Source organism: Kribbella sp. NPDC020701 (assembly GCF_055562215.1).
Genome location: NZ_JBVHFT010000010.1, coordinates 73,099 through 94,880, shown reverse-complemented (window position 1 = coordinate 94,880; position 21,782 = coordinate 73,099). Strand labels below are relative to the sequence as shown.

Sequence of the window (21,782 nt, the reverse complement as noted above, 5' to 3'; positions counted from 1 at the left end):
CGGCGGCTGTATCCGCCTCGGTCAACATCTGAAGTACGCCACGGCACGCAGGCCAGGCGGTTCGGGGAAAACGGGGGACCAGCTATGGCCTGGGGGGAGGTTGTCGTGGAACGCCGGAACGTCCCGCGGGTGGCGAACCCGCGGGACACCGAGGCGGCGCTGAACTGGCAGCTGGAACGGCTTGGATCGGCGGCCTGGCAGGACTGGCCGTTGAAGTTCCAGCGGATGGCGTTCGGGTATGCCCAGGACAGCGGCTGGCACGACGCGGGGGACGCGGTGCAATGGCTGCATCAGCACGCCCTGCTGCGCGAGGGGGAAGCGCCACGGGGGGCGCTGGTCTGGTACCACGCGGCAGACCGGATCCGGGTGGCCTGTTCGCTCGGTTCCGGTCAGGTGGTCGGCCCGTTGCTCACCGGACCGGTCGAGACCGCGGACCTCTCGGTCCTCAGCACCGACTGGGTCTGGTCAGACCCACATTTCCCGTTCGGGCACTGAGGATTCAGTCGTTCGTATGGTTGGTTACCGGGTGCTTCGGGGCAGCGTGCTTGGGAGTACCCGCGGCCGGGCCGGCGTTGCGCTTGCGGCGCCGGGCGAGCACGTACTCCACGACCATCGGGATCAGCGAGATCAGCACCAGCAGGACCAGGGCGGCCTCGAGGTTCTTGTGGATGAACTCGACGTTGCCGAGCGCGTGGCCGAGCAGCGTGATGCCGGTCGCCCAGAGCACGGCGCCGATCCCGGTCCAGAGGAAGAACTTCTTCGGGTCCATCTTGCCGGCGCCCGCCACGACCGTGATGAACGTCCGCACGATCGGCACGAACCGGGCCAGCACCAGCGCCCGCGGGCCGTACCGCTCGAAGAACTCGTGCGTCTGCTCGATGTACTTCGGTTTCAGGAAACGGGCGTTCGGGTTGCGGAAGAGCCTCGTACCGAGAACCCGGCCGATGTAGTAGCCGGAGACGTTGCCGAGGAACGCCGCGACCGTCAGGATCACGCAGGCGAGCCACAGCGGGACGTGGATCGTCCCGGCCGCGATGAACAGGCCGACGGCGAACAGCAGTGAGTCACCGGGCAGGATCGGGAACAGCAATCCGCACTCGATGAACACGACTGCGGCCGTTCCCCAGAGGGCCCAGTCACCCAGCCAGTGCAGCAGGTACTCCGGGTCCATCCAGTTCGGCATCAGCATCGCGACAAGAGAAAGCACGCGGACAGGGTAGCGTCCTCAGCTGTGCAGGAGCTGAGTGGCGAGGATCCTCGCGGGGCAGACATGGTGGGACCGAACGAGGTCGGAGTCGGTCCTTGGCAGGGAGAGTGGCCCGATGATGCGCGGCTGGATCCGGAGTTGCTCGCCGCGGGTGACCGCCGCAACGTTGTGGACAACTACCGGTACTGGAAGCTCGAGGCGATCGTCGCGGACCTCGACCGGCAGCGGAACACGTTCCACGTCGCCATCGAGAACTGGCAGCACGACCTGAACATCGGCTCGGTCGTCCGGACGGCGAACGCTTTCCTGGCGGCCGAGGTGCACATCGTCGGCAACCGGAAGTGGAACCGCCGCGGCGCGATGGTCACCGACCGCTACCAGCATGTGCGGCATCACCCTCAGCTGGCGGACCTGGCGACGTACGCCGCTGAGCGGAATCTCCCGGTGATCGGTATCGACAACCTGCCGGGCTCGGTTCCGTTGGAGACATTCGAGCTGCCGGCCGCTTGTGTGTTGCTCTTCGGTCAGGAGGGGCCGGGACTGACGCCGGAGGCACACGAGATCTGCACGGCGGTGTTGTCCATCGCTCAGTTCGGCTCGACGCGGTCGATCAACGCGAGCGCCGCGGCCGCGATCGCCATGCACGCCTGGATCCGCCGTCACACCTTCGACCAAAGGACTTGATGTGTGGGCCGATCACGCGATCTGGTGGCAGGTGTATCCGCTCGGCTTCACCGGTGCCGAGAAGGACGCTCGTACGCCGGTCGTCCATCGGCTGGCCCGGGTGGAGAACTGGCTGGACTACGCGATCGAACTTGGTTGCTCGGGGCTCCTACTCGGGCCGGTCTTCGCCTCCGAGACCCACGGCTACGACACCGTCGATCACTTCCGGATCGACCCTCGGCTGGGGGACGACGCCGACTTCGACCAGCTTGTCGCGCGCGCTCATGATCGGGGACTGCGGATCGGCCTCGACGGCGTCTTCAACCATGTCGCCCGTTCTTTCAGCGGACCTGGTGAATGGTTCCGCCGTGGCCCCGACGGCACGCTCGACACCTTCGAAGGCCACGAACACCTGCTTGCGCTGGATCACAGCCGGCCCGCCGTCGCGCAGTACGTCACCGATGTCCTGAGTCACTGGCTCGATCGTGGTGTCGACGCCTGGCGGCTCGATGCGGCGTACGCCGTACCAGCGGAGTTCTGGCGCACTGTGGTGCCGCGCGAGCGGTATCCGGACGCGTGGTTCTTCGGTGAGGTCATCCACGGCGACTACGCCGGGTACGTCGCGAAGAGCGGCCTGGACTCGGTCACGCAGTACGAGCTGTGGAAGGCGATCTGGAGTTCGCTCAACGACGGCAACTTCTTCGAGCTCGCCTACGCGCTCGGGCGGCATGACGAGTTGTTCGACGGCTTTGTGCCGCAGACCTTTGTCGGCAACCACGATGTGACCCGGCTCGCGACTCGATTGGAGGATGGGCGGCATCTTGGCCACGCGCTCGCGATTCTGTTCGCGGTCGGCGGCGTACCGAGTGTGTACTACGGCGACGAGCAGGCGTTCCGGGGGCTGAAGGAAGATCGGGCCGGCGGTGACGACGCGATCCGGCCGGCCTTCCCGGAGACGCCTTCGGAGCTGGCGGCCGACGGCTGGCCGACGTACCGGCTGCACCAGCGGTTGATCGGCGTACGACGGCGGAACTCATGGCTGACCCGCGGCCGGACGACGGTCGAGCATCTGTCCAACCAGTTGGTTGCCTTGCGGACCGTCGGTTCCGGGCGGTCTGTCCTGCTTCTGCTGAACATCTCCGACCAGGCTGAGCGCTTTCCGGTGGACGCGACCGGACTGACGATCGGCGCGCAATCTGAGACCGGCGTGTCGGCGGAGGACCCGTTGGTCGTGCCGGCGCACAGCTGGAGATTGCTCACAAGTCCGTAACCTCCGCGCTGGGTCCCGCGTTGTCCCTCGTAAGACAGAAGTGAGGCTTCTCGACCAAAGTCAGCCCCAACTCGGGGGGCTCGGCGTGCATCAGTACGTCGTATTGGGTTTGTGACGGGAACATGGGGGTTGTTGATGAACGCTCTGTGGGACGAACTGATTCACGAGTTAGGGACCGTGCGCGCCTTGAGCGCGGCGGCTCTGGAGGCGCGCACGGAAACGTCGCGGGTCGCCCTGATCACCCTGCTGGACGCCGAGACCGCGGAGATCTCGGCGATCCTCGACCGGATCCTCCTGGAGGCCCAGCAGTCGTCAGCGGCCTAGCAGTGTGGTGAGGGCTTGCCGCAGAGCTTCGGTGGGCTCGTCGGGCTGCTCGAACGCGCGGTACGCGATGTGCGCGTCCGGCCGGACCAGCAGGCAACCGCCGTCCGGGATCTCGCGCATATGTGACCAATCGCCGTACAGGTCCTCGAGCTCCCGGCCCGGCCCGATCACGAACGGCTCGATCGGTACGCCGAGGTGCTCCGACACCGACTGCGCCGCCTTCACCCACGCGTCGCCACCGATCCCGGTGAGCAGCGTGAACCGGCCCTTGCCGACCACATCGAGCGTGCTGACGGTCTCCGACCCACGCGTCAGCCAGCAATGCGGGATCCGCGCGCCCGGCCACGTCGTCGGGTGGTAGTACAACTCCTCATCCCGGTCGTACGACGGCTCCGGCGTACCGTCAGCGATCACGGCGGCCGAGTTGTACCGCTGGCCGAGTTCCACACCGTGCGCATTGAACTCGTAGTCCTTCAGTTCGATCGCGGTCCGCAACTCCTCACGCTGCGCGGCGCCCTCGGGGGTCTCGTCCTTGCGCGACTCGATCGTCCGCCCGGGCGGCGCGTCCGGCGTCATCCCCAGTGCGCGGAAGATCTGGTCGAACTGGGTCCGGCTCTTGTTCGCCCGGTCCACGATCTGCCGCGCGATCGGCGTACGTTCCTGGTCGTAGGTCTCGAGGAGCTCGGGCGCGGCCTGTCCTTTCAGCACGAGCGCGAGTTTCCAGGCGAGGTTGTACGCGTCCTGGATCGAGGTGTTCGAGCCGAGGCCGTTGCTCGGCGGGTGCCGGTGGATCGCGTCGCCCATGCAGAACACCCTGCCCTTCGAGGCCTGCTCGGCGTACATGTGGTTGACACTCCAGACCGACGTAGCCTTCAGCTTCACGTCGATGGTGTCGTCGCCGACCAGGTTGTGCACGATCTCGGTCGCCATCGCCTCGTCGACCACCGGGGCCGGCTGGGTGATGTCGTAGCCCCAGACGATCAGCCACTCGTTCCACGGCCGGACCATTCGGATCAGGCCGGCGCCGATCCCGCCGATCTGCGCACCTGGCTGCAGCACCCAGTACAGGACGCTCGGGCGATGCGCGACGTACCGGCTCAGGTCGGCTTCGAAGACGATGTTCATCGAGCCCTCGATGTCCATCGCGCCGGCCATCGGCAGCTCGATGTCCTGGGCGACCTTGCTGCGACCACCGTCCGCGCCGATCAGGTACTTCGCGCGGATCTGGTACGTCGTGTCGCTCAGCCGATCGCGGACGGTCGCAGTGACCCCGTCCTCGTCCTGCTCCAGGGAGAGGTACTCCGTGTTGAACCGGAGCCGGGCCCCACGGCTGGCCGCCGTACTGACCAGGATCGGCTCGAACAACGTCTGCGGCAGGTCAACCGGGAGACTCGGACTCGCCTCGGTGTAGTCGGCCAGCCGGCGCGGATGCGTGCCCCACGTGCGGATCCGGCCGATCTCCTCGCCCGCCAGGCTGGTGCAGAACGCGGTCTCGCCCATCAGGTGGTGCGCCGTGCCCTTGTCGACGACCTGGTCCTCGATGCCCATGTCGCGCATCAGCTCGATCGTGCGCTGGTTGGTGATGTGCGCGCGGGGCGTGTTGGCGGTCCAGCCGTAGCGGGAGAGTACGACGTTGTCGATGCCGTACGTGGACAGAAAGAGGGAGGCGGCACCGCCGGCCGGGCCACTGCCGACGATCAGAACGTCTGTCGTGATCACTGCTGCGTCTCCTCGGTCGTGGCGAGCACAAGGTCGTAGTTGACGGAGTGGTACGGCCGATCCGGGGTCTTTCCATAGGGCGCTTGGTCGCCGGCCGGATGTTCGGTGAAGTCGGTGATCAGAGAGTCCTTGACGCCGAAGACCGCGTCGTTGCGGAGGTACTCGTCACCGGCGGCGAAGACGTGGGTGATCAGCCGCGCGTACCCGGGAGCGGTGACCATGAAGTGGATGTGGGCCGGGCGCATCGGGCCACGGCCGCCGGCGCGAAGCAGCTCGCCCACCGGGCCGTCGTCCGGGATCGGGTAGGCGACCGGCTTCACCGCCCAGAACGCATAGTTGCCGTCGGCATCGGTTGTCTGATGCGCCCGGTTCTGCGGGCCGTCGAGGTCCTTCTGGACGTCGTAGAAGCCTTCCTCGTCGGCCTGCCAGGTCTCGACGAGCGCTCCGGCGATCGGCTCGCCCTTGATGTTCAGGACCCGCCCGCTCACCAGGCAGGGCTGTCCGGGGGCGCCGTTCGCGATGTCGTCGCCCAGTTGTGCTTCGGGCGAACCCTCGACGAAGAACGGGCCGAACACGGTCGACTGCGTGGCCGCCGCCGGCTTGCGGTTCCCGAGTCCGACGGTGAGCATCGACAGCCCGAGGACGTCGGCCAGCAGGACGAACTCCTGGCGCGTGCCGGTGGAGATCTGGCCGGTGCGGGTGAGGAAGTCGATCGCGGTGAAGTACTCGTCCTCAGTCAGGTCCACCTCCCGCGCGAACGCGTGCAGATGACGCACCAGGGCGCTCATCAAGGTCCTGGTGCGTTGGCTCGCGCTGCCGTCGAAACTGGCCACCACCGCTGTGGTCAGGTCGTCGCCTTGCAGGTCCATCCGGTTGCTCCTCATACTTCTTGGCTTCCGGGCCTGGTTCCGGACCAGGCCCGGGTCAGAATCTCTTGCACGAGTTCTTCGGTGACGGGGATCGGGTTGGGCGTCGGCTGGAACGTGTGCGCCGCTTCCGTTGCCTGGTCCTGACTCAACCCCAACTCCCGCAAGCTCGTCGGGACTGCTGCTGTGGTGAACAGATCGAACAGTCCGGCGGCGAGGTCGTCGGTCTGCAGCGCTTCTTCCAGCCGGGCTTTGGCCCTCGGTACGGCGGGCGCGTTCAGGCGGGCCACTTGGGGGAGTACTGCCGCGTGGGTCTCCGCATGCGGGAGGTTGTAGGTGCCCCCGAGCAGATGACACAGCTTGTGATGCAACCCGGTCCCGGCCGTCGCGAGCGCGGAGCCGGCGAGACAGGCGCCGTACAGAAGGTTGCTGCGGGCATCTAAATCGGTGTGATCCTGCAAGACTGCCCGGAGTCCGGCGGTGAGGGCTCGGAAACCTTCTACCGCGGTCGTCTCGGTGATCGGGTCGGTCTTGGGCGTCCATACTGCTTCCACACAATGCGCGATCGCATTGGCAACACTCGCGGCTGTCAACTTCGCCGGGAGGTGCTGAGTGAGCACCGGGTCATAGACGACGGTTCGTGGCAACACCCTGAGATCGGTCCCAGTCGTCTTGCTGCCACCGGATGTCTCGCCCCAGACCGGTGTCATCTCCGACCCCGCGTACGTTGTCGGCACCGCCACAATCGGTAGGTCGCTCGCCTGGCCACCCGCCTCGCCGCCGGTCCGGACACCCGCCTCGCCGCCGGTCCGGCCACCCGCCTCGCCGCCGGCCCGGCCGCCTGCCTCTCTCACCGGTAGCGCGCCCGTGAGGGCTACTGCTTTTGCGAGGCCGATTGCGGAGCCACCGCCGATGGCCACGATGCCGTCGGCACTGATCTCCCGCGCCTTGTCCCGGGCCGCCTCGGCGACCTCGGTCGGCACATGCTGGGCGACCCCGTCGATCCGCCCCGCGAACCGGTCCTTCAGTTCGACCTCGACCACATCCGCCGCATCCCGCGCGGACCTGGTCGCCACGACCAGCACCCGCCGTACGCCGAGCAACTCCACCTCAGCGGCGACCTGATCCAGCGACCCCGCCCCGAACACCACCCGCCCCGGCAGGAACGTGTGCACGAAAGCTGACTCACTCATCGGTGACCTCCTGACGGCAGCGCCGGCGCAGGGCGCTCACCTCGTGGGCGTCAGGCGGGAGAACTGGACGTGGCATGTGCTGCTCCGCTACGATTTCGCTGAGCGAATAGTTCTTCTTTCAACGAAAAGTAGGCTAGCCGATGGCGGGTGAGGCGTCTACAGGCACGTTCCTGCAGGGGCTGGAGCGAGGTCTCGCGGTGATCCGCGCGTTCTCGGCCGAGGCGCCGTCGCTGACGCTGAGCGAGGTGGCGCGTACTGTCGGGATCACGCCCGCGACCGCGCGCCGGATTCTGCTCACGCTGGAGGAGCTCGGCTACGTCCGCAACGACAGCCGACGCTTCTCGCTGACCCCGCGCGTACTCGCGCTCGGCTGGGCCTACCTGTCCTCGCTGGACCTCGGCGAACTCGCGGGCCCGTTCATGGAGGAGCTGAGCGCCAAGACCCGCGAGTCCTGCTCGATCGCGACGCTCGACCTCCCCGACATCGTGTACGTCGCCCGCGTGCCGACCAGCCGCATCATGACGGTCGCCCTCGGGGTCGGCGCCCGCCTCCCGGCGTACCCGACCTCGATGGGCCGCGTCCTGCTCGCCGACCTCGCCGACGACGAGCTCACGTCGTACCTCTCGACCCTGCAGGCCGAGTCACTCACCGGCCGTACGGTCACGTCCCCGGACAAACTCCGCGTCACGATCGACCGCGCCCGGACCGACGGCTACGCCCTCGTCGACCAGGAACTCGAACTCGGCCTCCGCTCCATCGCCGCCCCCATCCGCAACGCCCGAGGCCGCACCATCGCCGCCCTCAACGTCTCCGCCCACGCCTCCCGCAGCACCCCCACCTCGCTACGCGCCGACGTCCTCCCCCACCTCCACCAGGCCGCAGCCCAAATCACCACAGCCCTAACCCACCGCGGCCCCCTCTAGCCCCACCCGCCGCATCGCGCGCACCCGACCCCGGCCGCATCGCGCGCACCCGACCCCCGCCGCACCGCGCGTACCCCACCCGCCGCAGCGCGTGCACTCCACCCCGGCCGCAGCGTGCACCACACCCCCGCCGCAGCGTGCACCCCACCCCCCGCCGCAGCCCGCGCACCCCCAGCCCGCACAGCGCGCGGGAGCCGTGGCCTTGAACAGGTTGTGGTGGCCTGGGACATAGCAGAGCTTGTTCACGGCCACCACGTGCCGTACGAGGCACCCACGGCCGGCTGCTGCCCGAGGTTCAGGCCGGCGCGTTGGCCCGAAGGTTGGCGAGGATCTGCAGGTAGTGCGGGTTGTTCATGATGCCGATGAGGTTGCCGAACGGATCGACGACCGCGGCGGTACGGAAGCCGGTGTTGTTGCCGCGCTCGATGATCGGCTCGTGGAGAGTCGCGCCCAGGTCGAGCAAACGCTGGAGCTCACCCTCGAGGTCGTCGACGTGCCAGTTGATGATCGCGCCGGCCGGCCCCGAGCCGACCTCCTGCCTCGCGTACTTCGCGTCGATGATGCCCAGCTCGCACTGGAAGTCGCCGAACCGGAACTCGACGTACGCCGGCTCCTCGACGCTCGGCACGGCGTAGTACGCCTCGATCCCCAGCAGCTTCGAGTACCACTCCCGCGCCGCCTTCACGTCGTCGGCGTAGAAGCTGACGGTGGCAAGTCCTCGCAACATCTCGGTGGTCCTTCCCTCGGTTTTCCCGGTTGATGACCACCACACTTCCAGTCAAAGTGCTCACCGAATGAGCACTTTGCTGGAATCTTTTGGCGCAGCTGGTTCAGTCCGTCTGGGTGACCTTGCGGAGGCCGCGGGGCGCGTCGGGGTTGAGGCCGAGCTTGCGGGCCAGGAACTCGATGGCTCGCTGGGCCGGGATGACGAGGGCCAGGGGAGCGAGGGTCTCGGGGAGGTCGGGACCCGGGAGGTTCACGTCGCAGCGCGAGGTGAAGGTGGAGTCGCCACCGATGCCGAGGATCTTGCTGCCCTTCTCGCGGACAAGGCCGGCGAGCTCGATCATGCCGGGCAGTGCGGGACCTTCGCCGGCCGCGACCAGGATGGTGACCAAGTCCGCGTCGACGACCGCGATCGGGCCGTGCTTCAGGTCGGCGTACGACAGGCCGCGGACCGGCTGGAGGCAGGTCTCCTCGAGCTTGAGCGCGACCTCCAGCGTGGTGCCGAACGTGAGCCCGCGCCCGCTCGCGAGGACGTCGTGCGCTCCGGCGAGCAGATCCGCGGCTGCCTCGACGGATCCCGACAGCATCTTCGACGCCGCGTCGGGAACGCGGGCGATGTCCGCGTCGAGCGTGCCGGGCCGCTGCGCCAGCGCATCGACGGCGACCGTGATCGCGGCGAGCTGGGTGGTGTAGGTCTTGGTCGCCGGTACGGCGAGCTCCTGCCCGGCCTGCGTGATCAGCGCGACATCGGCCGTCGACGCCAGCGGGCTGTTGCTGTCGTTCGTGATGCCGACGACCGCGGCGCCGTTGCGCTTGGCCCACTCGGCGGTGTCGATGATCTCCTGGGTCGCACCCGACTGGCTGACCGCGACCACCAGGGAGTTCGACAGGTCGAGGTTGGCGCCGTACAGCGTCGCCACCGACGGCGCGGCCAGGGACGCCTGCCGGCCGGCGTGGATCTCGGTCAGATAGCGGCCGTAGACACCCGCGTTGTCGGACGATCCCCGGGCCACGAAGATCACGTGCCGGCGACCCGCGGCCAGCCGCGTGATGTCGTGCCGCAGCGGCAGAACGTGCTCGAACGTCGCGGCCAGAGCGGCCGGCTGCTCGGCGATCTCGCGCGCCATCTGAGTTTCCTGGGCGGGAACAGACACCACTACGATCACTGGTCCTATCTGGTCTTAACAGGTATGCTGCGCACGATAGCAGTGAGCGGCGCCCCGGGGCACCCCCGAGACCCGCCCAGGTCTGGAGGATCGAGATTCGATGGTGGCGACCAAGCGGGCGCAGGTCCGATCGGTGCTGGAACGGCTGATCGATGTCGAGCTTCATCCAGGGGACCCGATCCCCTCCGAACGGGCGCTGGTCGACAAGCTGAACGTGTCGCGAGTGACCGTGCGGCAGGCGATCAGCGACCTGGTCGAGTCCGGCGCGCTGGAACGCGTGCATGGCAAGGGGACGTTCGTCACCGGCCCCCAGGTCGACTCCCAACTGCACCTCACCTCGTTCTCCCGGGAGATGCGGGCCCGTGGCCTGGAGCCCGGCACGGTGGTGTTGTCGGCCAGCGAGATCGAGGCCTCGGACGAGACCGCGAAGGGTCTGCGGGTCGCCAAGGGCACCAAGGTGATCCGGGTCGAACGGCTCCGCACCGCCGACGCCTCGCCGATGGCCTACGAGGTCGGCTACTACCCGTCCGCGCTCTTCCCCGGCCTGCTCGGCCGTGAGCTCGGCACTCTGTACGACGTCTTCGCCAGCGAGTACGACGTCGTCGTCACCTCCGGTGAGCAGACCGTCCGGGCGGACAACGCCGACGGTCATGTCGCCCGGGTGCTCGGCGTGGCCAGGCGGGCACCCCTGCTGGTCCTCGAGCGCACCACCTTCGCCGGCCGCAAGGTCGTCGAGCTGTCCTGGTCGGCCTACCGGGCGGATCGTTACCGGCTGCACATGGCCCTGACCCCCCGCGGACCGAGGACCGGGTCGGCCTAGACCCGACGCACGAACGTCATCGGGCCGCAACCAACTGGATCTGTCCTGTTCATCAACTGGTCTGCATCCCTGCCGATCGCTCCCCGGCCACCTGGCCGGCTCGGCAGGTGGGCCGCCGGGTACGACGAAGTACGCGATGGCCATACTGGAGCTCAACCCACATGGACTTTGTTGTGAGGAGTACCGCGAGACATGCCTATTGCCACCCCTGAGGTCTACGCCGAGATGCTGGACAAGGCCAAGCAGAACCGCTTCGCCTACCCGGCCATCAACGTCAGCTCGTCGCAGACGCTGATCGCCGCGATCCGCGGTTTCGCCGAGGCGGGCTCGGACGGCATCGTCCAGGTCTCCACCGGCGGCGCGGAGTACCTGTCCGGGTCGACCGTGAAGAACATGGTCACCGGTTCGGTCGCGCTGGCGGCCTACGCGCACGAGGTCGCCAAGAACTACCCGGTGAACATCGCGCTGCACACCGACCACTGCCCGAAGGACAAGCTGGACGGCTTCGTCCGGCCGTTGCTGGAGATCTCCGCCGAGCGCGTCGCCCGGGGCGAGAACCCGCTGTTCCAGTCGCACATGTGGGACGGCTCCGCGGTGCCGCTGACGGAGAACCTGGAGATCGCCAAGGAACTGCTGGCCAAGACGGCCGCGGCCAAGATCGTGCTGGAGATCGAGGTCGGTGTCGTCGGTGGCGAGGAGGACGGTGTCGCCAACGAGATCAACGAGAAGCTCTACACCACCGTCGAGGACGGCCTGGCCACGGTCGAGGCGCTCGGCACCGGTGAGAACGGCCACTACATCACCGCGCTGACCTTCGGCAACGTGCACGGCGTCTACAAGCCGGGTGCGGTCAAGCTGCGGCCGGAGATCCTGAAGGAGATCCAGGACCAGGTCGGCGCCAAGGTCGGCAAGGACCGCCCGTTCGACCTGGTGTTCCACGGTGGGTCCGGCTCGACGCTGGAGGAGATCCGCGCCGCGGTCGACCACGGCGTGATCAAGATGAACGTCGACACCGACACGCAGTACGCGTTCACCCGGCCGGCCGCCGGCCACATGTTCGCCAACTACGACGGTGTGCTGAAGATCGACGGCGAGGTCGGGAACAAGAAGGCCTACGACCCGCGCGCCTGGGGCAAGGCGGCCGAGGCCGGCATGGCCGGGCGCGTCGCCGAGGCCTGCGAGAGCCTCCGCTCGACGGGTACGTCGCTGAACGCCTGACATTCGGATCCTCCTAAGGGTTCTTCGAGGGGCTCACCGCTGCGAGCGGTGGGCCCCTTGGTCACATCCGGGCACGGGCGAGGTCGAAGTGCCGGATGCCCGTACGGCGGGATGCCCGGGTGAAGGCGGCACGGACTCGGTCGATCACGGCAGGTGGGTCGTTGAGGTCGGCCCAGGAGATCCAGCAGCGCTCGACCGGTTGCGGCGCGAACGGATCGGCAGTCGGTGCGGGGACCGGCGGCTCGTCCTCCTCCTGCTCGAAATCGTCGCACCAGAAGGGGAAACGCGGTTCGAACTCGAGGATCGTGCGTTCCTCGGAGAACCACAGGGTCGTCGTCTCCGGGTCGGATGTGTCAGGTGCGCCCGAGTCCGGAACCGGCGGAGGTGCAGGGGTCGGGAAGCCGGCTTCGCTGAGGATGTAGCGCAGGCGTGATTCGGCAACCGACGCCGAATTCGTGCAGGCATGAGAGACCACCTCGAGGGCGCGTTCGTTCCCGTGGTCGTGGACCGCACGTCTGAGCGAGCGTCTGGTGACGAGGCCGGCGTACAGGGCGGCTTCGGCCAGGACGACGGCGGGCGTCGTGGGTGCGGTGGCGGCGACCTCGGCGATGGCGCGGGCCGGGGAGACCATGCGCAGTTTGTTCCAGAGCTGGATGCCGGGGCCGACGGGATCGCGGATGTGCCGGTGCACGCCGCCGAGGCAGCCCGAGCGTCCGGCGGGTGCGGTCACGTGCACCCCGGACAAGTCCAGTCCCCAGAGCGGCAGCGCATGGAGGGCTGCCGCTGATTGATGGCTCGCGTAGGTGTTGGGTCCGCCGGAGCGGAGGACGCGGTACACCTTCCGCAGGTGGAGGACCTCGTCGGTGATGAGGATGAGTGAGCGGCGCTCGGCATACGTGCCCGGCCGGATCCGGCGCCAGCCGCCGGTGTCCAGCAGGGAATCGATGTCCGGGTCGGGGTAGCCGCAGGCACGGGCATCGGCTCGGGTGAAGACGCCGCCGCGGATCGAGGCCATCACGGAAAGTTGAGGGTTCATGCCCTAGAAACTGCCGCGATCAACCCCCGGCGAGATCGACGATTTCAAATCTGTGGAGAACCTGGGGATCACAACCGATGGCGAACCCAGACATTGGATTCCACGTACGTCGCGCAGTCGCCGTCGACGTCACAGTGCACGAGAGACAAAGCTCCAGGCACCTTGACCGCACCACTGCGATCGAAGGGCAGCCCGGTCCACCGCCGCCACTCCTCCAGCGACCCCGCGACCACCCACGACGCCGGCTCGAGGCCAGCAGGTTGCCCGCCAACCCGGACATGTGTCCGAAGCCAAGGATCCACCGGAAGCCCATCCGCCCGAGTCCGCTCCGCGTAGTCCCTCAGAGGTTGGCGCTTGCGAAGTAGGCCTCGGAGACTCGGTTGTGGCGCATGAACTCGGGCCAGGGGCCGACGTCGATGTCCGCGCCGGCGAGGTCCGGGCGGTCAGCGACAGTGGTGATCTCGACGGTGTGCCCGGACGGCAGCCTGGAAGCGGACATGAAAAAAGCCCGTCATTTGTCTATGACGAGCTCCGCGCGGGTTGGTACCCAGGGTTGCCAGAGGAGCGGCATGTCGGCTTCGGACGGGGTGCGGTTGCCTTTCCGCTCATTGCAGGCGGCATGGGCGGCCACGGCGTTCAGCCACTCGGTGCGGCCGCCCCTGGATCTGGGTTGGACGTGGTCCATGGTGTCGGCGTTGTCCAGACCGCAGTACGCGCACCGGAACCTGTCCCGCCGGAGCACACCGTGCTTGCTGTACTTCATCCGACCGGCGGCGTAGCGCCAGTGCGTGACGACGTACCGGACCAGGCGTAGGACGCGGGGAACCGGAAAAGGGCCGATGGTCCGCTCTCCGTGCGCCTCTTCCACCACTGCGACCTCGCGGACCAGCATCCGGATGGCGTGCTGGATCGACACGGTGTGCAGCGGCTCGTATGACGCGTTCAGGACTATGACGCTCATCCGGTGCCTCCTTCCGGCCGTAGCTGGGAACCACGGCGGCTATGACGCAGGGTCTCAAGCATCCGTGGCCGGTCGGTGAACGGTCAACGGATTTCGTCAGACGGTCACGTGCCGGTACGGCTGCGTGATCGGCGAAGATGTGCTTATGGAATTGAACAATCTGCTGTCTGGTCCACCCGAGACACTACTCCCCGTCGACCCGGCCGCGGCGGAACTCGCCGCCGGGGCAGCTGCGACCGACGTCGCCGCCAAGTTCCCCACGTCCTCGCTGGCCTGGGGCCTGCTCGCCGAGGCGGCCCTGGCGGACGGCCGCACCGTCGAGGCGTACGCCTACGCCCGGACCGGGTACCACCGCGGCCTGGACCTGCTCCGGCGCAACGGCTGGAAGGGTCACGGGCCGGTCCCGTGGGAGCACGAGCCGAACCGCGGGTTCCTGCGCTGCCTGGCCGCGCTGGGCAAGGCGGCCGCGCTGATCGACGAGAAGGACGAGGCCGAGCGTTGCGCCACCTTCCTCCGCGACTCGTCACCCACCGCAGCCGACGTACTGAGCTGAAACCTGGTTGTCGGGCTGGTGACTCGGCGGCATGATCCGTCGGGTGACCAGCCCCTATGCCCAGGATGGATTCAGAGTCGGCTTCGACTGGGGACCGGTCGGCGCGGACGTTGTCGGCGGCAATCTGGTCGCCGTCGTGGACGTCTTGTCCTTCACCACCGCGGTGACGGTCGCCGTTGACCAAGGCATCGACGTGTACCCGTACCGCTGGCGCGACGAGACCGCCATGGCGTACGCCAAGCAGTGCGACGCGGTGCTGGCGGTCGGGCGGTCCGAAGCGGGCACCGGGGACGTGAGTCTGTCGCCGATGACGATTCGGCGGGCGGTGGGAGTCAGCCGGCTGGTACTGCCGTCACCCAACGGGTCGACGATCGCGAAGCAGCTCAGTGATGGTGGAGCGACGGTGATCGCGGTGTCGCTGCGCAACCGGGTTGCGGCTGCTGAGTGGGTGCGGAAGCAGCTGACGGAGCGCCCCGGCGCGAAGGTCGTGGCGATCGCGGCAGGGGAGCGGTGGAAGGACGGCTCGCTCCGGCCGGCAGTGGAGGACCTGTGGGGTGCCGGTGGGTTCCTGAGTGCGCTGCAGCTCGACGACCTGTCCCCGGAGGCGCGGGCCGCGATGGCGGCGTACGACGCTGTTGCGGATGAGCTCCCGACCCTCCTGCACGAGTGCGCCGGTGGTCGCGAGCTCACGCAGTATGGCTACCCCGAAGACGTCGCGATCGCGGCCGAGGTGGATGAAAGTCGCAGCGTCCCCGTCCTCCGGGACGGTACGATGTTCGCGTCAACCTGAACCACGAGGTTCTGCCCGTTGAAAGAGCCGGCAGGCGGTGCGCGTCCCCGCTTCCTGCCGAACATGGACGGTTGTAGGCGGACTAGGACAGACCGGTGAAGCTGGACGCCCACGGTCGGGTCCCCGCCCCTTCGGGCAGCGGAAGGTCTCACCGTGCCGGCTCTCACCGGACGGATCAGCACGCCCACCAACACCTACGCAGCGGCTCTGCGCACTCCCGGGGCGTGGAAGTTCTACTTAGCAGCGGCACCGGCTCGCATCGGTATCGCCATGACCGGCCTCGGCATCGTCTGGCTGGTCCACGGATCCACCGGTTCGTACGCCGCGGCCGGCAGTGTGACCGGTGGCTTCGCAGTCGCCGAGGCACTGGCTGGTCCACAAGTCGCCCGTCTGATCGACCGCTTCGGTCAGACCCGCATGCTGCCGATCACTCTGCTCGCGCATGCTGCGGCAGTAGCCGCTTTGATCGGCCTGACCGTCTCGGGCGCACCACTGTGGTCGCTCATCACCGCGGGTGTCCTCGCCGGTGGATCGCTGCCGCAGTTAGGTGCGCAGACCGCCGCCCGCTGGTCACATGCACTGCGTGGCACCCCGCTACTCTCGTCGGCCTTCGCTCTGGAGTCGCTCAGCGTCGGCCTCGCTTTCATGGTCGGCCCTGGGCTCGTGGGCACAGTCAGTGCATTAGTCAGTCCGGTAGCAGGCTCAGTTCTCGCGACGAGCCTGCTGCTAGCAGGCGGTTTCCTCCTGGCGGTACAACGCGGTACGGCGCCCCCGTCGACCGAACCTGGTCAGCACGAGAGCTCGAGTCGCCTGTTGCACAAGCGTTTCCTCGGCCTGATCGGTACGAACGTCGGCATCGGACTGTTCTTCGGAAGCATGCAGGTCTCGGTCACCGCCTTCGCCGTCGCGCGTGGCACACCGGGCCTGGCCGGACCGCTCTACGGCATCACGAGTCTGGTCGGTCTGTTTGCCGGAATCGCCTACGGCGCGAGGCGTTGGCGGACGGCACCGCAGACGCAGCTCATCATCGTCCTGGCTGGTCTGACCCTGACCTGCCTGCCGTTGCTGGCGGCCAACTCCGCGCTCACGGCGGCGTTCGCCTTGGCCCTGCCAGGCTTGGCCATAGCGCCGTTCCAGACGATCTCGGCCGTGTTGGCCGAGTCCTCGGTGGAGTCCGCCGTACTCACGCAGGCCTTCACCTGGCTGAACTCCGGGGGCGCGGCCGGGATGGCCTTGGGTGCAGCGGTTGCGGGCCACGTCGTCGATACGCACAGCGCGCAGTACGGCTTCCTCGTCGCACTGTGCGCCACCCTCACAGCCACGGTCATGGCCGTAACCGTCAAGGTCAGCGATAGGTGATCTGACGTTCGGCCGCGGCTCTGGTCGCGTATTCGGCCGGAGTCAGGCCGATCTGTTGCTTGAACTCCTTGGAGAAGTGGGCCTGGTCGAAGTAGCCGAGCGAGGCGGACAGCTCCGCCAGCTCGGCGACTTCGCCCTGTGCCAGAAGCTCCGCACCGTCGTGCAGACGGTAGCGACGGAGCACCCACTTCGGACCCACGCCGACATAGCGGCGGAACAGCCGCTGCAAGGTCCGGATCGGAATGTCGAACCGCTCGGTGACCTGGTCCACCCGCGCCACCGACCGGTCCACGGACATAGCCGTGACGATCTCCCGGACCAGTTCGTACGACGGATCCGGCGGAGCCAGGTGGTCCCGCAAGAACGCCTCGAACACCGCGCGACGCCGTACGTCGGACTCCGCGGCGAACACCAGATCCGCCAGCCGGTCGCCGTCCGGGAAGACCGCGGTCAGCGGCAGAACCTGGTCACGGAACGACGCGACGTCCAGCCCGGTCACCGCACCGAACCCACCGGCCCAGAACTTCACCCCGAACGCGCGGCCCCGCCCAACGAGCTCACGCTCGAACTTGCGCGTGCAGACCCCGTTGACGAAGGCACCGCCCGGCTGCTCGAAGGTCACGTTGACGCTCGGGAAGGGCAGCACCTCGGCCGTGTACGGCTCGTCCAGGTCCCACTCGACGATCCAGTACCACTCCACGAACCGGCCGACCTCGGGGCCGGCGGCGAGACGGCTCAGCGACCGATGACGGGCCTGCTCCCGCGGATGCAGGATGCCCTTCTCGCTGTCCGGCGGCTGCACGCTCACCCTCGCTGTCGCTTTCTTACAAGACCGGCACGGCGGCCGGAAGATTGACTAAGAGTCATGACGACGAACACGGTAAACCCCATCCCCGACGGTTATCACTCGCTGACGCCGTACCTGGCCGTGCCGGACGGCCCGAAGGCGATCGAGTTCTACCAGTCGGTGTTCGGGGCCGAGGTGATCAGCCGGCAGGACATGCCGGACGGGCGGGTCGGGCAGGCGGAGCTGAAGTTCGGGAACTCGATGCTGCAGCTGAGCGACCAGATGCCGCAGATCGGGTTGCGCGCGCCGAACGGCGAGTGGGTGCACTCCTCGCTGGTGCACTACGTGCCGGACGTGGACGCGACGTACGCGAAGGCCGTCGCGGCGGGGGCGAAGCCGGTGGAAGAAGTGCAGACGTTCATGACGGGTGACCGGTTCGGCACGGTGATCGATCCGTTCGGGCACCGCTGGGCGATCCTCACCAAGGTGGAGGACGTGTCCCGTGAGGAGGCTGACCGGCGGGTGAAGGAGTGGCTCGCCTCGAACCCCGAGGGCCTGGAGTAGTCCAAGAACAGAGGAAGCGGCCCGCCGGAACCGTCCCCTGCGGCAGTTTCGGCGGGCCGCTGACTAAGAGTGTGCACGCGATCACGCTAAATGGCAACCCGTCAGTTGATGAAACAGTTACTTGAAGTGAGCGTTCCGGCCTTGTGGACAGGGCCGAAACGCCGGCTCTTCGGTCCGGTAGGCTTTGGTCGCAAGAGCCTGGTTTCGTCGCCGGATGAACGTCCGGTGAACGTCTCCGGGCTTCACCGTTTCCAGCGTCGGCAGCCGCGGGGTGTGAGGCCGTAGTCCGGCGCGTGAAGAGGAGGGCTGAGATGCCCGCAATCGTGCTCGTCGGCGCCCAGTGGGGCGATGAGGGCAAAGGCAAGGCGACCGATCTGCTCGGCAACACGGGCGAGGTCATCGACTACGTGGTCAAGTTCAACGGCGGCAACAACGCCGGCCACACGGTGGTGATCGGCTCCGAGAAGTACGCGCTGCACCTGCTCCCGAGCGGCATCCTGACCCCGGGCGTCACCCCGGTGATCGGCAACGGGGTCGTGGTCGACCTCGGTGTGCTGTTCGAGGAGCTCGACGCGCTCCAGGCCCGCGGGGTCGACACGTCGCGGCTCGTCGTGAGCGCGAGCGCCCACATCATTCCGCCGTACAACCGGACCCTCGACAAGGTGACCGAGCGGTTCCTCGGCAGCCGCCGGATCGGGACCACGGGCCGTGGCATCGGCCCGACGTACGCCGACAAGATGAACCGGATCGGCATCCGCATCCAGGACCTCTACGACGAGAAGATCCTCGAGCAGAAGGTGACCGGCGCGCTGGAGCAGAAGAACCAGCTGCTGGTGAAGATGTACAACCGGCGCGCGGTGGAGATCCGCGAGGTGCTCGACGAACTGCTCGGGTACGCCGACCGCCTCCGGCCGATGGTGGCCGACACGAGCCTCCTGCTGAACCAGGCGCTGGACGACGGCAAGACGGTGCTGATGGAGGCCGGCCAGGCCACGCTGCTCGATGTCGACCACGGGACGTATCCGTTCGTCACGTCGTCCAACGCGATCTCAGCGGGTGCGTGCACCGGCACCGGCATCCCGCCGACCCGGATCGATCGCGTGATGGCTGTCGTGAAGGCCTACACGACCCGAGTCGGTGAGGGCCCGTTCCCGACCGAGCTGCTGGATGCCGATGGCGAGTGGCTGCGGCAGCAGGGCTTCGAGTTCGGTACGACGACCGGCCGCCCACGCCGGTGCGGTTGGTACGACTCGGTCATCGCCCGGTACGCCGCCCGCGTGAACGGCGTCTCCGACTTCGTCCTCACGAAGCTGGACACGCTGACCGGGCGCTCGACCATCCCGGTCTGCGTCGCGTACGACGTGAGCGGCGTCCGGCACGACGAGATGCCGATGACCCAGACCGACTTCCACCACGCGGTCCCGGTTTACGAGGAGTTCGACGGCTGGTCCGAGGACATCACCGGCTGCCGGACCTTCGAGGACCTCCCGAAGGAGGCTCAGTCCTACGTCCGCGCCGTCGAGTCCCTCAGCGGCGCCCGGATCTCCGCCATCGGCGTGGGTCCCGAACGCAGCCAGATCGTCCAGCTCTGAGGTCCGCCGGACTCCCCGTCATCGCCCGATGCAGTCATCGCCCGATGCAGTCATCGCCTCGATGCTGTCATCGTCCGATGATGGGGAGGTCCCGGATGAAGGGCGCGTCCCGGAGATCGCTGAACGTCGGACGGTCGATGGTGGGGGCTTCGATGGGGTTCCGCGCCCAGGCAGCACCCTGACCCTGAGTCGCCTGGTAGAACGTGAAGCCGCCGACAGCCAGAAGCACGGCAGCCAGCATGCCGCCGACCCACTGTGGCCGGAACGTATTGCGCACCGCGATGTGTGCGCCGCGGCGGAGTGAACTGCCGCCAGGCCCCCACCAGGCGGTGAAGAGTGCGACGAGAGCGGCGCTGCCGAAGCCGACGGCCGACAGCGGCTGCCATTCGAGGCCGTAGGCGGTAGCGGCAACAGCAGTGACGATGCCACCGACCACAACGCCCATCAGCAGCGGCAGGATCAGACAAGGCAGAGTGATCAGCGCTGCGGTGACGAGTTGCAGTGGGCTGGAGGCTGCCGCAACTACGCCATCCGAACGCCCGGAGCGGCCACGGATCTGACGGCGACGCATCAGAGCAGTGCTGGTGCGGTCGGCCGTCCGAGCGATCACCAGCAGCACGATGGCGATGGCGGCTCCAAGGCCGGGATTGAGAGCAGTCAGGCCGGTCAGCGCCACCATGAACCCGACGACCACCAGAGTCCGCCGGCCGGTGGGTGGAGCCTTCGATGGTTTCTCCGGGTGGCCGCCACCGGGCTGCTGCTGCGGCTGCCCGGGCTGCTGATACGGCGAGGGACTCTGCTGGTATGGCGACGGATTCTGCTGATAGGGCGAGGGATTCTGCTGATACGGGTACGGCGCAACCGGCTGCGGACCACTCTGATACGGCAAGGGCATCGCGGCCGGCGCGGCGGCAACCGGTGCCGGACTGTACGTCGCGGGATGCACCGGCGCGGCAGCAACAGGCTTCTTGGCCGCGGCGTCGCGAATCTTGTCGCGGATCGGTGTGAAGGCCGACCACGGCGGAATGACCGGCGGCACCAGCTCTGCGACATCAGTGGGTGACGGCTCATCCGACGGCAGCTCGCGCGTCATGAGCGCGGTCTGCGGGTGGAGTTGCACGGTCGCCGGTACGGCGATCACCGTCGGCGACTCGCGGGGCGGCAGTGCGTCGCGGCCCTCGGCGTACCGGTTGAGACCGGCCATGATCTCGTCCTGCGTCGGACGGTCGCTCTTGCCAGGTGAGAGGGCCGCCGCGAGCAGTGGCTTCAGCCGCGGGTCCAAGCCCTCCAGGTCGGCCTGACCGGTGTGCACCCGATGCAGCACCGCTTCGAACGGACCCTTGCCGAAAGGCCGGCGTCCGGTGGCCGCGAATGCCACAGTGGCCGCCCAGCCCCACCAGTCCGCCGACTCCGACACCGTCTCGCCCTCGATGAGCTCGGGCGCCAGATAGCCCGGCGTACCGATCACGAGACCGGTCTGCGTGAGGCGGAGGTCATCAGCGGCCTGAGCGATGCCGAAGTCGATCATGACCGGCTTGCCGTTCAACATCATCACGTTGCCCGGCTTGAGGTCTCGGTGGATCACACCGGCCAGGTGGATCGCTTGCAGCGACTCCGCCAGGCATCCAGCCAGTGGCAGCCACTTGCGCGGGGTCAGCGGCCCGCGTTCGTCCACCTGCTCGTCCAGCGGCCGTCCTGGGATGAACCGAGTCACCAGGTAGGGCTGGTCGCCCTCCAGGTCGTGGTCGAGGATGCCGGCCACACCAGGGTGGCTCACCTTCTGCAGGGTGGTCGCTTCGCGCTGCAACCGAGCCCGTGCGATCGGGTCATGGGCGACGTGCGGGCGCAGTACCTTCAGCGCAACCTCTTGGTGCTCAGGTCCTTCGGCCAGGTAGACGACACCCATGCCGCCCTGTCCGAGCCGCCGGATCAACCGGTACGGCCCGACCCGCTCCTCCGCCTCCTCGACCGGCGTAGAAGGCGGACCCCCTGTGACTGACATGCCATCTACGGTACGTCGGCAGCAGACCAAGCAGCCCTGATGACGT

The 21,782-nt window shown here is 67.9% G+C and carries 23 protein-coding genes; 12 read left to right on the top strand and 11 right to left on the bottom strand.

The annotated features are described in order from the left end of the window. The first annotated feature begins 105 nt into the window (after window positions 1–105). Window positions 106–495, top strand: a complete 390-nt coding sequence (locus ACZ3HV_RS24060; protein ID WP_465687215.1) for a hypothetical protein — start codon at window positions 106–108, stop codon at window positions 493–495. A gap of 4 nt (window positions 496–499) precedes the next feature. Here ACZ3HV_RS24060 and ACZ3HV_RS24055 read toward each other — a convergent pair whose 3' ends face one another. Then, window positions 500–1,207, bottom strand: a complete 708-nt coding sequence (locus ACZ3HV_RS24055; RefSeq protein WP_465687214.1) for a DedA family protein — start codon at window positions 1,205–1,207, stop codon at window positions 500–502. Between the two features lie 63 nt (window positions 1,208–1,270). On the opposite strand from ACZ3HV_RS24055, the gene ACZ3HV_RS24050 reads away from it, so the two are divergent. From ACZ3HV_RS24050 to ACZ3HV_RS24040, 3 genes are all read left to right on the top strand, one after another. Then, window positions 1,271–1,891 carry a TrmH family RNA methyltransferase gene (locus ACZ3HV_RS24050; RefSeq protein WP_465687213.1) on the top strand — a complete coding sequence of 207 codons (621 nt, stop codon included), beginning with the start codon at window positions 1,271–1,273 and terminating at the stop codon, window positions 1,889–1,891. 1 nt (window position 1,892) lies between these two features. Further along, window positions 1,893–3,140 carry an alpha-amylase family glycosyl hydrolase gene (locus ACZ3HV_RS24045; protein ID WP_465687212.1) on the top strand — a complete coding sequence of 416 codons (1,248 nt, stop codon included), beginning with the start codon at window positions 1,893–1,895 and terminating at the stop codon, window positions 3,138–3,140. Window positions 3,141–3,275: 135 nt separating this feature from the next. Then, the gene (locus ACZ3HV_RS24040) at window positions 3,276–3,464 is read left to right on the top strand and encodes a hypothetical protein (RefSeq protein ID WP_360366157.1); all 189 of its coding nucleotides are present in this window, start codon (window positions 3,276–3,278) and stop codon (window positions 3,462–3,464) included. On the opposite strand, the gene ACZ3HV_RS24035 is transcribed toward ACZ3HV_RS24040, so the two are convergent. Genes ACZ3HV_RS24035 through ACZ3HV_RS24025 form a run of 3 tightly spaced genes read right to left on the bottom strand, consistent with a single transcriptional unit; the run spans window position 3,453 to window position 7,242 of the window. Beyond that, entirely contained in the window at window positions 3,453–5,183 is a 1,731-nt protein-coding gene (locus tag ACZ3HV_RS24035; RefSeq protein WP_465687211.1) for an FAD-dependent oxidoreductase, read from the bottom strand. The two genes, ACZ3HV_RS24040 and ACZ3HV_RS24035, sit on opposite strands and share 12 nt — an antisense overlap. Continuing rightward, window positions 5,180–6,052, bottom strand: a complete 873-nt coding sequence (locus ACZ3HV_RS24030) for an intradiol ring-cleavage dioxygenase (protein WP_465687210.1) — start codon at window positions 6,050–6,052, stop codon at window positions 5,180–5,182. Before ACZ3HV_RS24030 ends, ACZ3HV_RS24035 begins: the two co-directional genes overlap by 4 nt. A gap of 11 nt (window positions 6,053–6,063) precedes the next feature. Further along, window positions 6,064–7,242: a maleylacetate reductase gene (locus ACZ3HV_RS24025; protein WP_465687209.1), complete on the bottom strand. Its 1,179-nt coding sequence runs from the start codon at window positions 7,240–7,242 to the stop codon at window positions 6,064–6,066. A gap of 140 nt (window positions 7,243–7,382) precedes the next feature. Here ACZ3HV_RS24025 and ACZ3HV_RS24020 point away from each other — a divergent pair, with 140 nt between their 5' ends. After that, on the top strand, window positions 7,383–8,165 hold the full coding sequence (locus ACZ3HV_RS24020) for an IclR family transcriptional regulator domain-containing protein (RefSeq protein WP_465687208.1): 783 nt from the start codon (window positions 7,383–7,385) through the stop codon (window positions 8,163–8,165). A 295-nt stretch (window positions 8,166–8,460) separates the two neighbouring features. Here the strand turns inward: ACZ3HV_RS24020 and ACZ3HV_RS24015 are convergent, their stop codons facing one another. Both ACZ3HV_RS24015 and ACZ3HV_RS24010 read right to left on the bottom strand, forming a co-directional pair. After that, window positions 8,461–8,892, bottom strand: a complete 432-nt coding sequence (locus ACZ3HV_RS24015; RefSeq protein WP_465687207.1) for a VOC family protein — start codon at window positions 8,890–8,892, stop codon at window positions 8,461–8,463. A gap of 103 nt (window positions 8,893–8,995) precedes the next feature. Next, window positions 8,996–10,015, bottom strand: a complete 1,020-nt coding sequence (locus tag ACZ3HV_RS24010; protein ID WP_465687206.1) for an SIS domain-containing protein — start codon at window positions 10,013–10,015, stop codon at window positions 8,996–8,998. Window positions 10,016–10,154: 139 nt separating this feature from the next. On the opposite strand from ACZ3HV_RS24010, the gene ACZ3HV_RS24005 reads away from it, so the two are divergent. Together ACZ3HV_RS24005 and fbaA are read left to right on the top strand one after the other, a co-directional pair. After that, on the top strand, window positions 10,155–10,874 hold the full coding sequence (locus tag ACZ3HV_RS24005; protein WP_130388014.1) for a GntR family transcriptional regulator: 720 nt from the start codon (window positions 10,155–10,157) through the stop codon (window positions 10,872–10,874). 192 nt (window positions 10,875–11,066) lie between these two features. After that, window positions 11,067–12,092: a class II fructose-bisphosphate aldolase gene (gene fbaA / locus ACZ3HV_RS24000; protein WP_360366171.1), complete on the top strand. Its 1,026-nt coding sequence runs from the start codon at window positions 11,067–11,069 to the stop codon at window positions 12,090–12,092. A gap of 61 nt (window positions 12,093–12,153) precedes the next feature. Here the strand turns inward: fbaA and ACZ3HV_RS23995 are convergent, their stop codons facing one another. The 3 genes from ACZ3HV_RS23995 to ACZ3HV_RS23985 form a co-directional block, all read right to left on the bottom strand. After that, on the bottom strand, window positions 12,154–13,128 hold the full coding sequence (locus ACZ3HV_RS23995; protein ID WP_465687205.1) for a type IV toxin-antitoxin system AbiEi family antitoxin domain-containing protein: 975 nt from the start codon (window positions 13,126–13,128) through the stop codon (window positions 12,154–12,156). Window positions 13,129–13,468: 340 nt separating this feature from the next. Next, window positions 13,469–13,627 carry a hypothetical protein gene (locus tag ACZ3HV_RS23990; protein ID WP_465687204.1) on the bottom strand — a complete coding sequence of 53 codons (159 nt, stop codon included), beginning with the start codon at window positions 13,625–13,627 and terminating at the stop codon, window positions 13,469–13,471. A 12-nt stretch (window positions 13,628–13,639) separates the two neighbouring features. Next, entirely contained in the window at window positions 13,640–14,089 is a 450-nt protein-coding gene (locus ACZ3HV_RS23985) for an HNH endonuclease (RefSeq protein WP_360366177.1), read from the bottom strand. Between the two features lie 145 nt (window positions 14,090–14,234). Between ACZ3HV_RS23985 and ACZ3HV_RS23980 the strand changes: the two genes are divergently transcribed. The 3 genes from ACZ3HV_RS23980 (at window position 14,235) to ACZ3HV_RS23970 (ending at window position 16,791) form a co-directional block, all read left to right on the top strand. Then, window positions 14,235–14,642: a DUF3151 domain-containing protein gene (locus tag ACZ3HV_RS23980; protein WP_360366179.1), complete on the top strand. Its 408-nt coding sequence runs from the start codon at window positions 14,235–14,237 to the stop codon at window positions 14,640–14,642. Window positions 14,643–14,685: 43 nt separating this feature from the next. Further along, complete coding sequence (locus ACZ3HV_RS23975) at window positions 14,686–15,432, top strand: 2-phosphosulfolactate phosphatase (protein ID WP_465687203.1); 747 nt, start codon at window positions 14,686–14,688, stop codon at window positions 15,430–15,432. 153 nt (window positions 15,433–15,585) lie between these two features. Beyond that, window positions 15,586–16,791 carry an MFS transporter gene (locus ACZ3HV_RS23970; RefSeq protein WP_465687202.1) on the top strand — a complete coding sequence of 402 codons (1,206 nt, stop codon included), beginning with the start codon at window positions 15,586–15,588 and terminating at the stop codon, window positions 16,789–16,791. Here ACZ3HV_RS23970 and ACZ3HV_RS23965 read toward each other — a convergent pair. Then, window positions 16,778–17,599 (bottom strand): AraC family transcriptional regulator, encoded by an 822-nt coding sequence (locus tag ACZ3HV_RS23965; RefSeq protein ID WP_465687201.1) that lies wholly within the window; start codon window positions 17,597–17,599, stop codon window positions 16,778–16,780. The two genes, ACZ3HV_RS23970 and ACZ3HV_RS23965, sit on opposite strands and share 14 nt — an antisense overlap. A gap of 57 nt (window positions 17,600–17,656) precedes the next feature. On the opposite strand from ACZ3HV_RS23965, the gene ACZ3HV_RS23960 reads away from it, so the two are divergent. Next, a complete protein-coding gene (locus ACZ3HV_RS23960; protein WP_360366187.1) occupies window positions 17,657–18,142 on the top strand; it encodes a VOC family protein in 486 nt (161 codons plus the stop codon). A 311-nt stretch (window positions 18,143–18,453) separates the two neighbouring features. Then, on the top strand, window positions 18,454–19,734 hold the full coding sequence (locus ACZ3HV_RS23955; protein WP_465687200.1) for an adenylosuccinate synthase: 1,281 nt from the start codon (window positions 18,454–18,456) through the stop codon (window positions 19,732–19,734). A gap of 67 nt (window positions 19,735–19,801) precedes the next feature. Here ACZ3HV_RS23955 and ACZ3HV_RS23950 read toward each other — a convergent pair whose 3' ends face one another. Further along, window positions 19,802–21,736 carry a serine/threonine-protein kinase gene (locus tag ACZ3HV_RS23950; protein ID WP_465687199.1) on the bottom strand — a complete coding sequence of 645 codons (1,935 nt, stop codon included), beginning with the start codon at window positions 21,734–21,736 and terminating at the stop codon, window positions 19,802–19,804. Window positions 21,737–21,782 lie beyond the last annotated feature (46 nt).

What these genes read in the sequence shown, in the direction of transcription:
- ACZ3HV_RS24050 (WP_465687213.1), top strand. Translation starts at nt 1,271, where the DNA reads ATGGTGGGACCGAACGAGGTCGGAGTCGGTCCTTGGCAGGGAGAGTGG.
- ACZ3HV_RS24040 (WP_360366157.1), top strand. Translation starts at nt 3,276, where the DNA reads ATGAACGCTCTGTGGGACGAACTGATTCACGAGTTAGGGACCGTGCGC.
- ACZ3HV_RS24030 (WP_465687210.1), bottom strand. Translation starts at nt 6,052, where the DNA reads ATGGACCTGCAAGGCGACGACCTGACCACAGCGGTGGTGGCCAGTTTC.
- ACZ3HV_RS24025 (WP_465687209.1), bottom strand. Translation starts at nt 7,242, where the DNA reads ATGAGTGAGTCAGCTTTCGTGCACACGTTCCTGCCGGGGCGGGTGGTG.
- ACZ3HV_RS24020 (WP_465687208.1), top strand. Translation starts at nt 7,383, where the DNA reads ATGGCGGGTGAGGCGTCTACAGGCACGTTCCTGCAGGGGCTGGAGCGA.
- ACZ3HV_RS24015 (WP_465687207.1), bottom strand. Translation starts at nt 8,892, where the DNA reads ATGTTGCGAGGACTTGCCACCGTCAGCTTCTACGCCGACGACGTGAAG.
- ACZ3HV_RS24010 (WP_465687206.1), bottom strand. Translation starts at nt 10,015, where the DNA reads ATGGCGCGCGAGATCGCCGAGCAGCCGGCCGCTCTGGCCGCGACGTTC.
- ACZ3HV_RS24005 (WP_130388014.1), top strand. Translation starts at nt 10,155, where the DNA reads ATGGTGGCGACCAAGCGGGCGCAGGTCCGATCGGTGCTGGAACGGCTG.
- fbaA (WP_360366171.1), top strand. Translation starts at nt 11,067, where the DNA reads ATGCCTATTGCCACCCCTGAGGTCTACGCCGAGATGCTGGACAAGGCC.
- ACZ3HV_RS23995 (WP_465687205.1), bottom strand. Translation starts at nt 13,128, where the DNA reads ATGAACCCTCAACTTTCCGTGATGGCCTCGATCCGCGGCGGCGTCTTC.
- ACZ3HV_RS23990 (WP_465687204.1), bottom strand. Translation starts at nt 13,627, where the DNA reads ATGTCCGCTTCCAGGCTGCCGTCCGGGCACACCGTCGAGATCACCACT.
- ACZ3HV_RS23985 (WP_360366177.1), bottom strand. Translation starts at nt 14,089, where the DNA reads ATGAGCGTCATAGTCCTGAACGCGTCATACGAGCCGCTGCACACCGTG.
- ACZ3HV_RS23980 (WP_360366179.1), top strand. Translation starts at nt 14,235, where the DNA reads ATGGAATTGAACAATCTGCTGTCTGGTCCACCCGAGACACTACTCCCC.
- ACZ3HV_RS23960 (WP_360366187.1), top strand. Translation starts at nt 17,657, where the DNA reads ATGACGACGAACACGGTAAACCCCATCCCCGACGGTTATCACTCGCTG.
- ACZ3HV_RS23955 (WP_465687200.1), top strand. Translation starts at nt 18,454, where the DNA reads ATGCCCGCAATCGTGCTCGTCGGCGCCCAGTGGGGCGATGAGGGCAAA.
- ACZ3HV_RS23950 (WP_465687199.1), bottom strand. Translation starts at nt 21,736, where the DNA reads ATGTCAGTCACAGGGGGTCCGCCTTCTACGCCGGTCGAGGAGGCGGAG.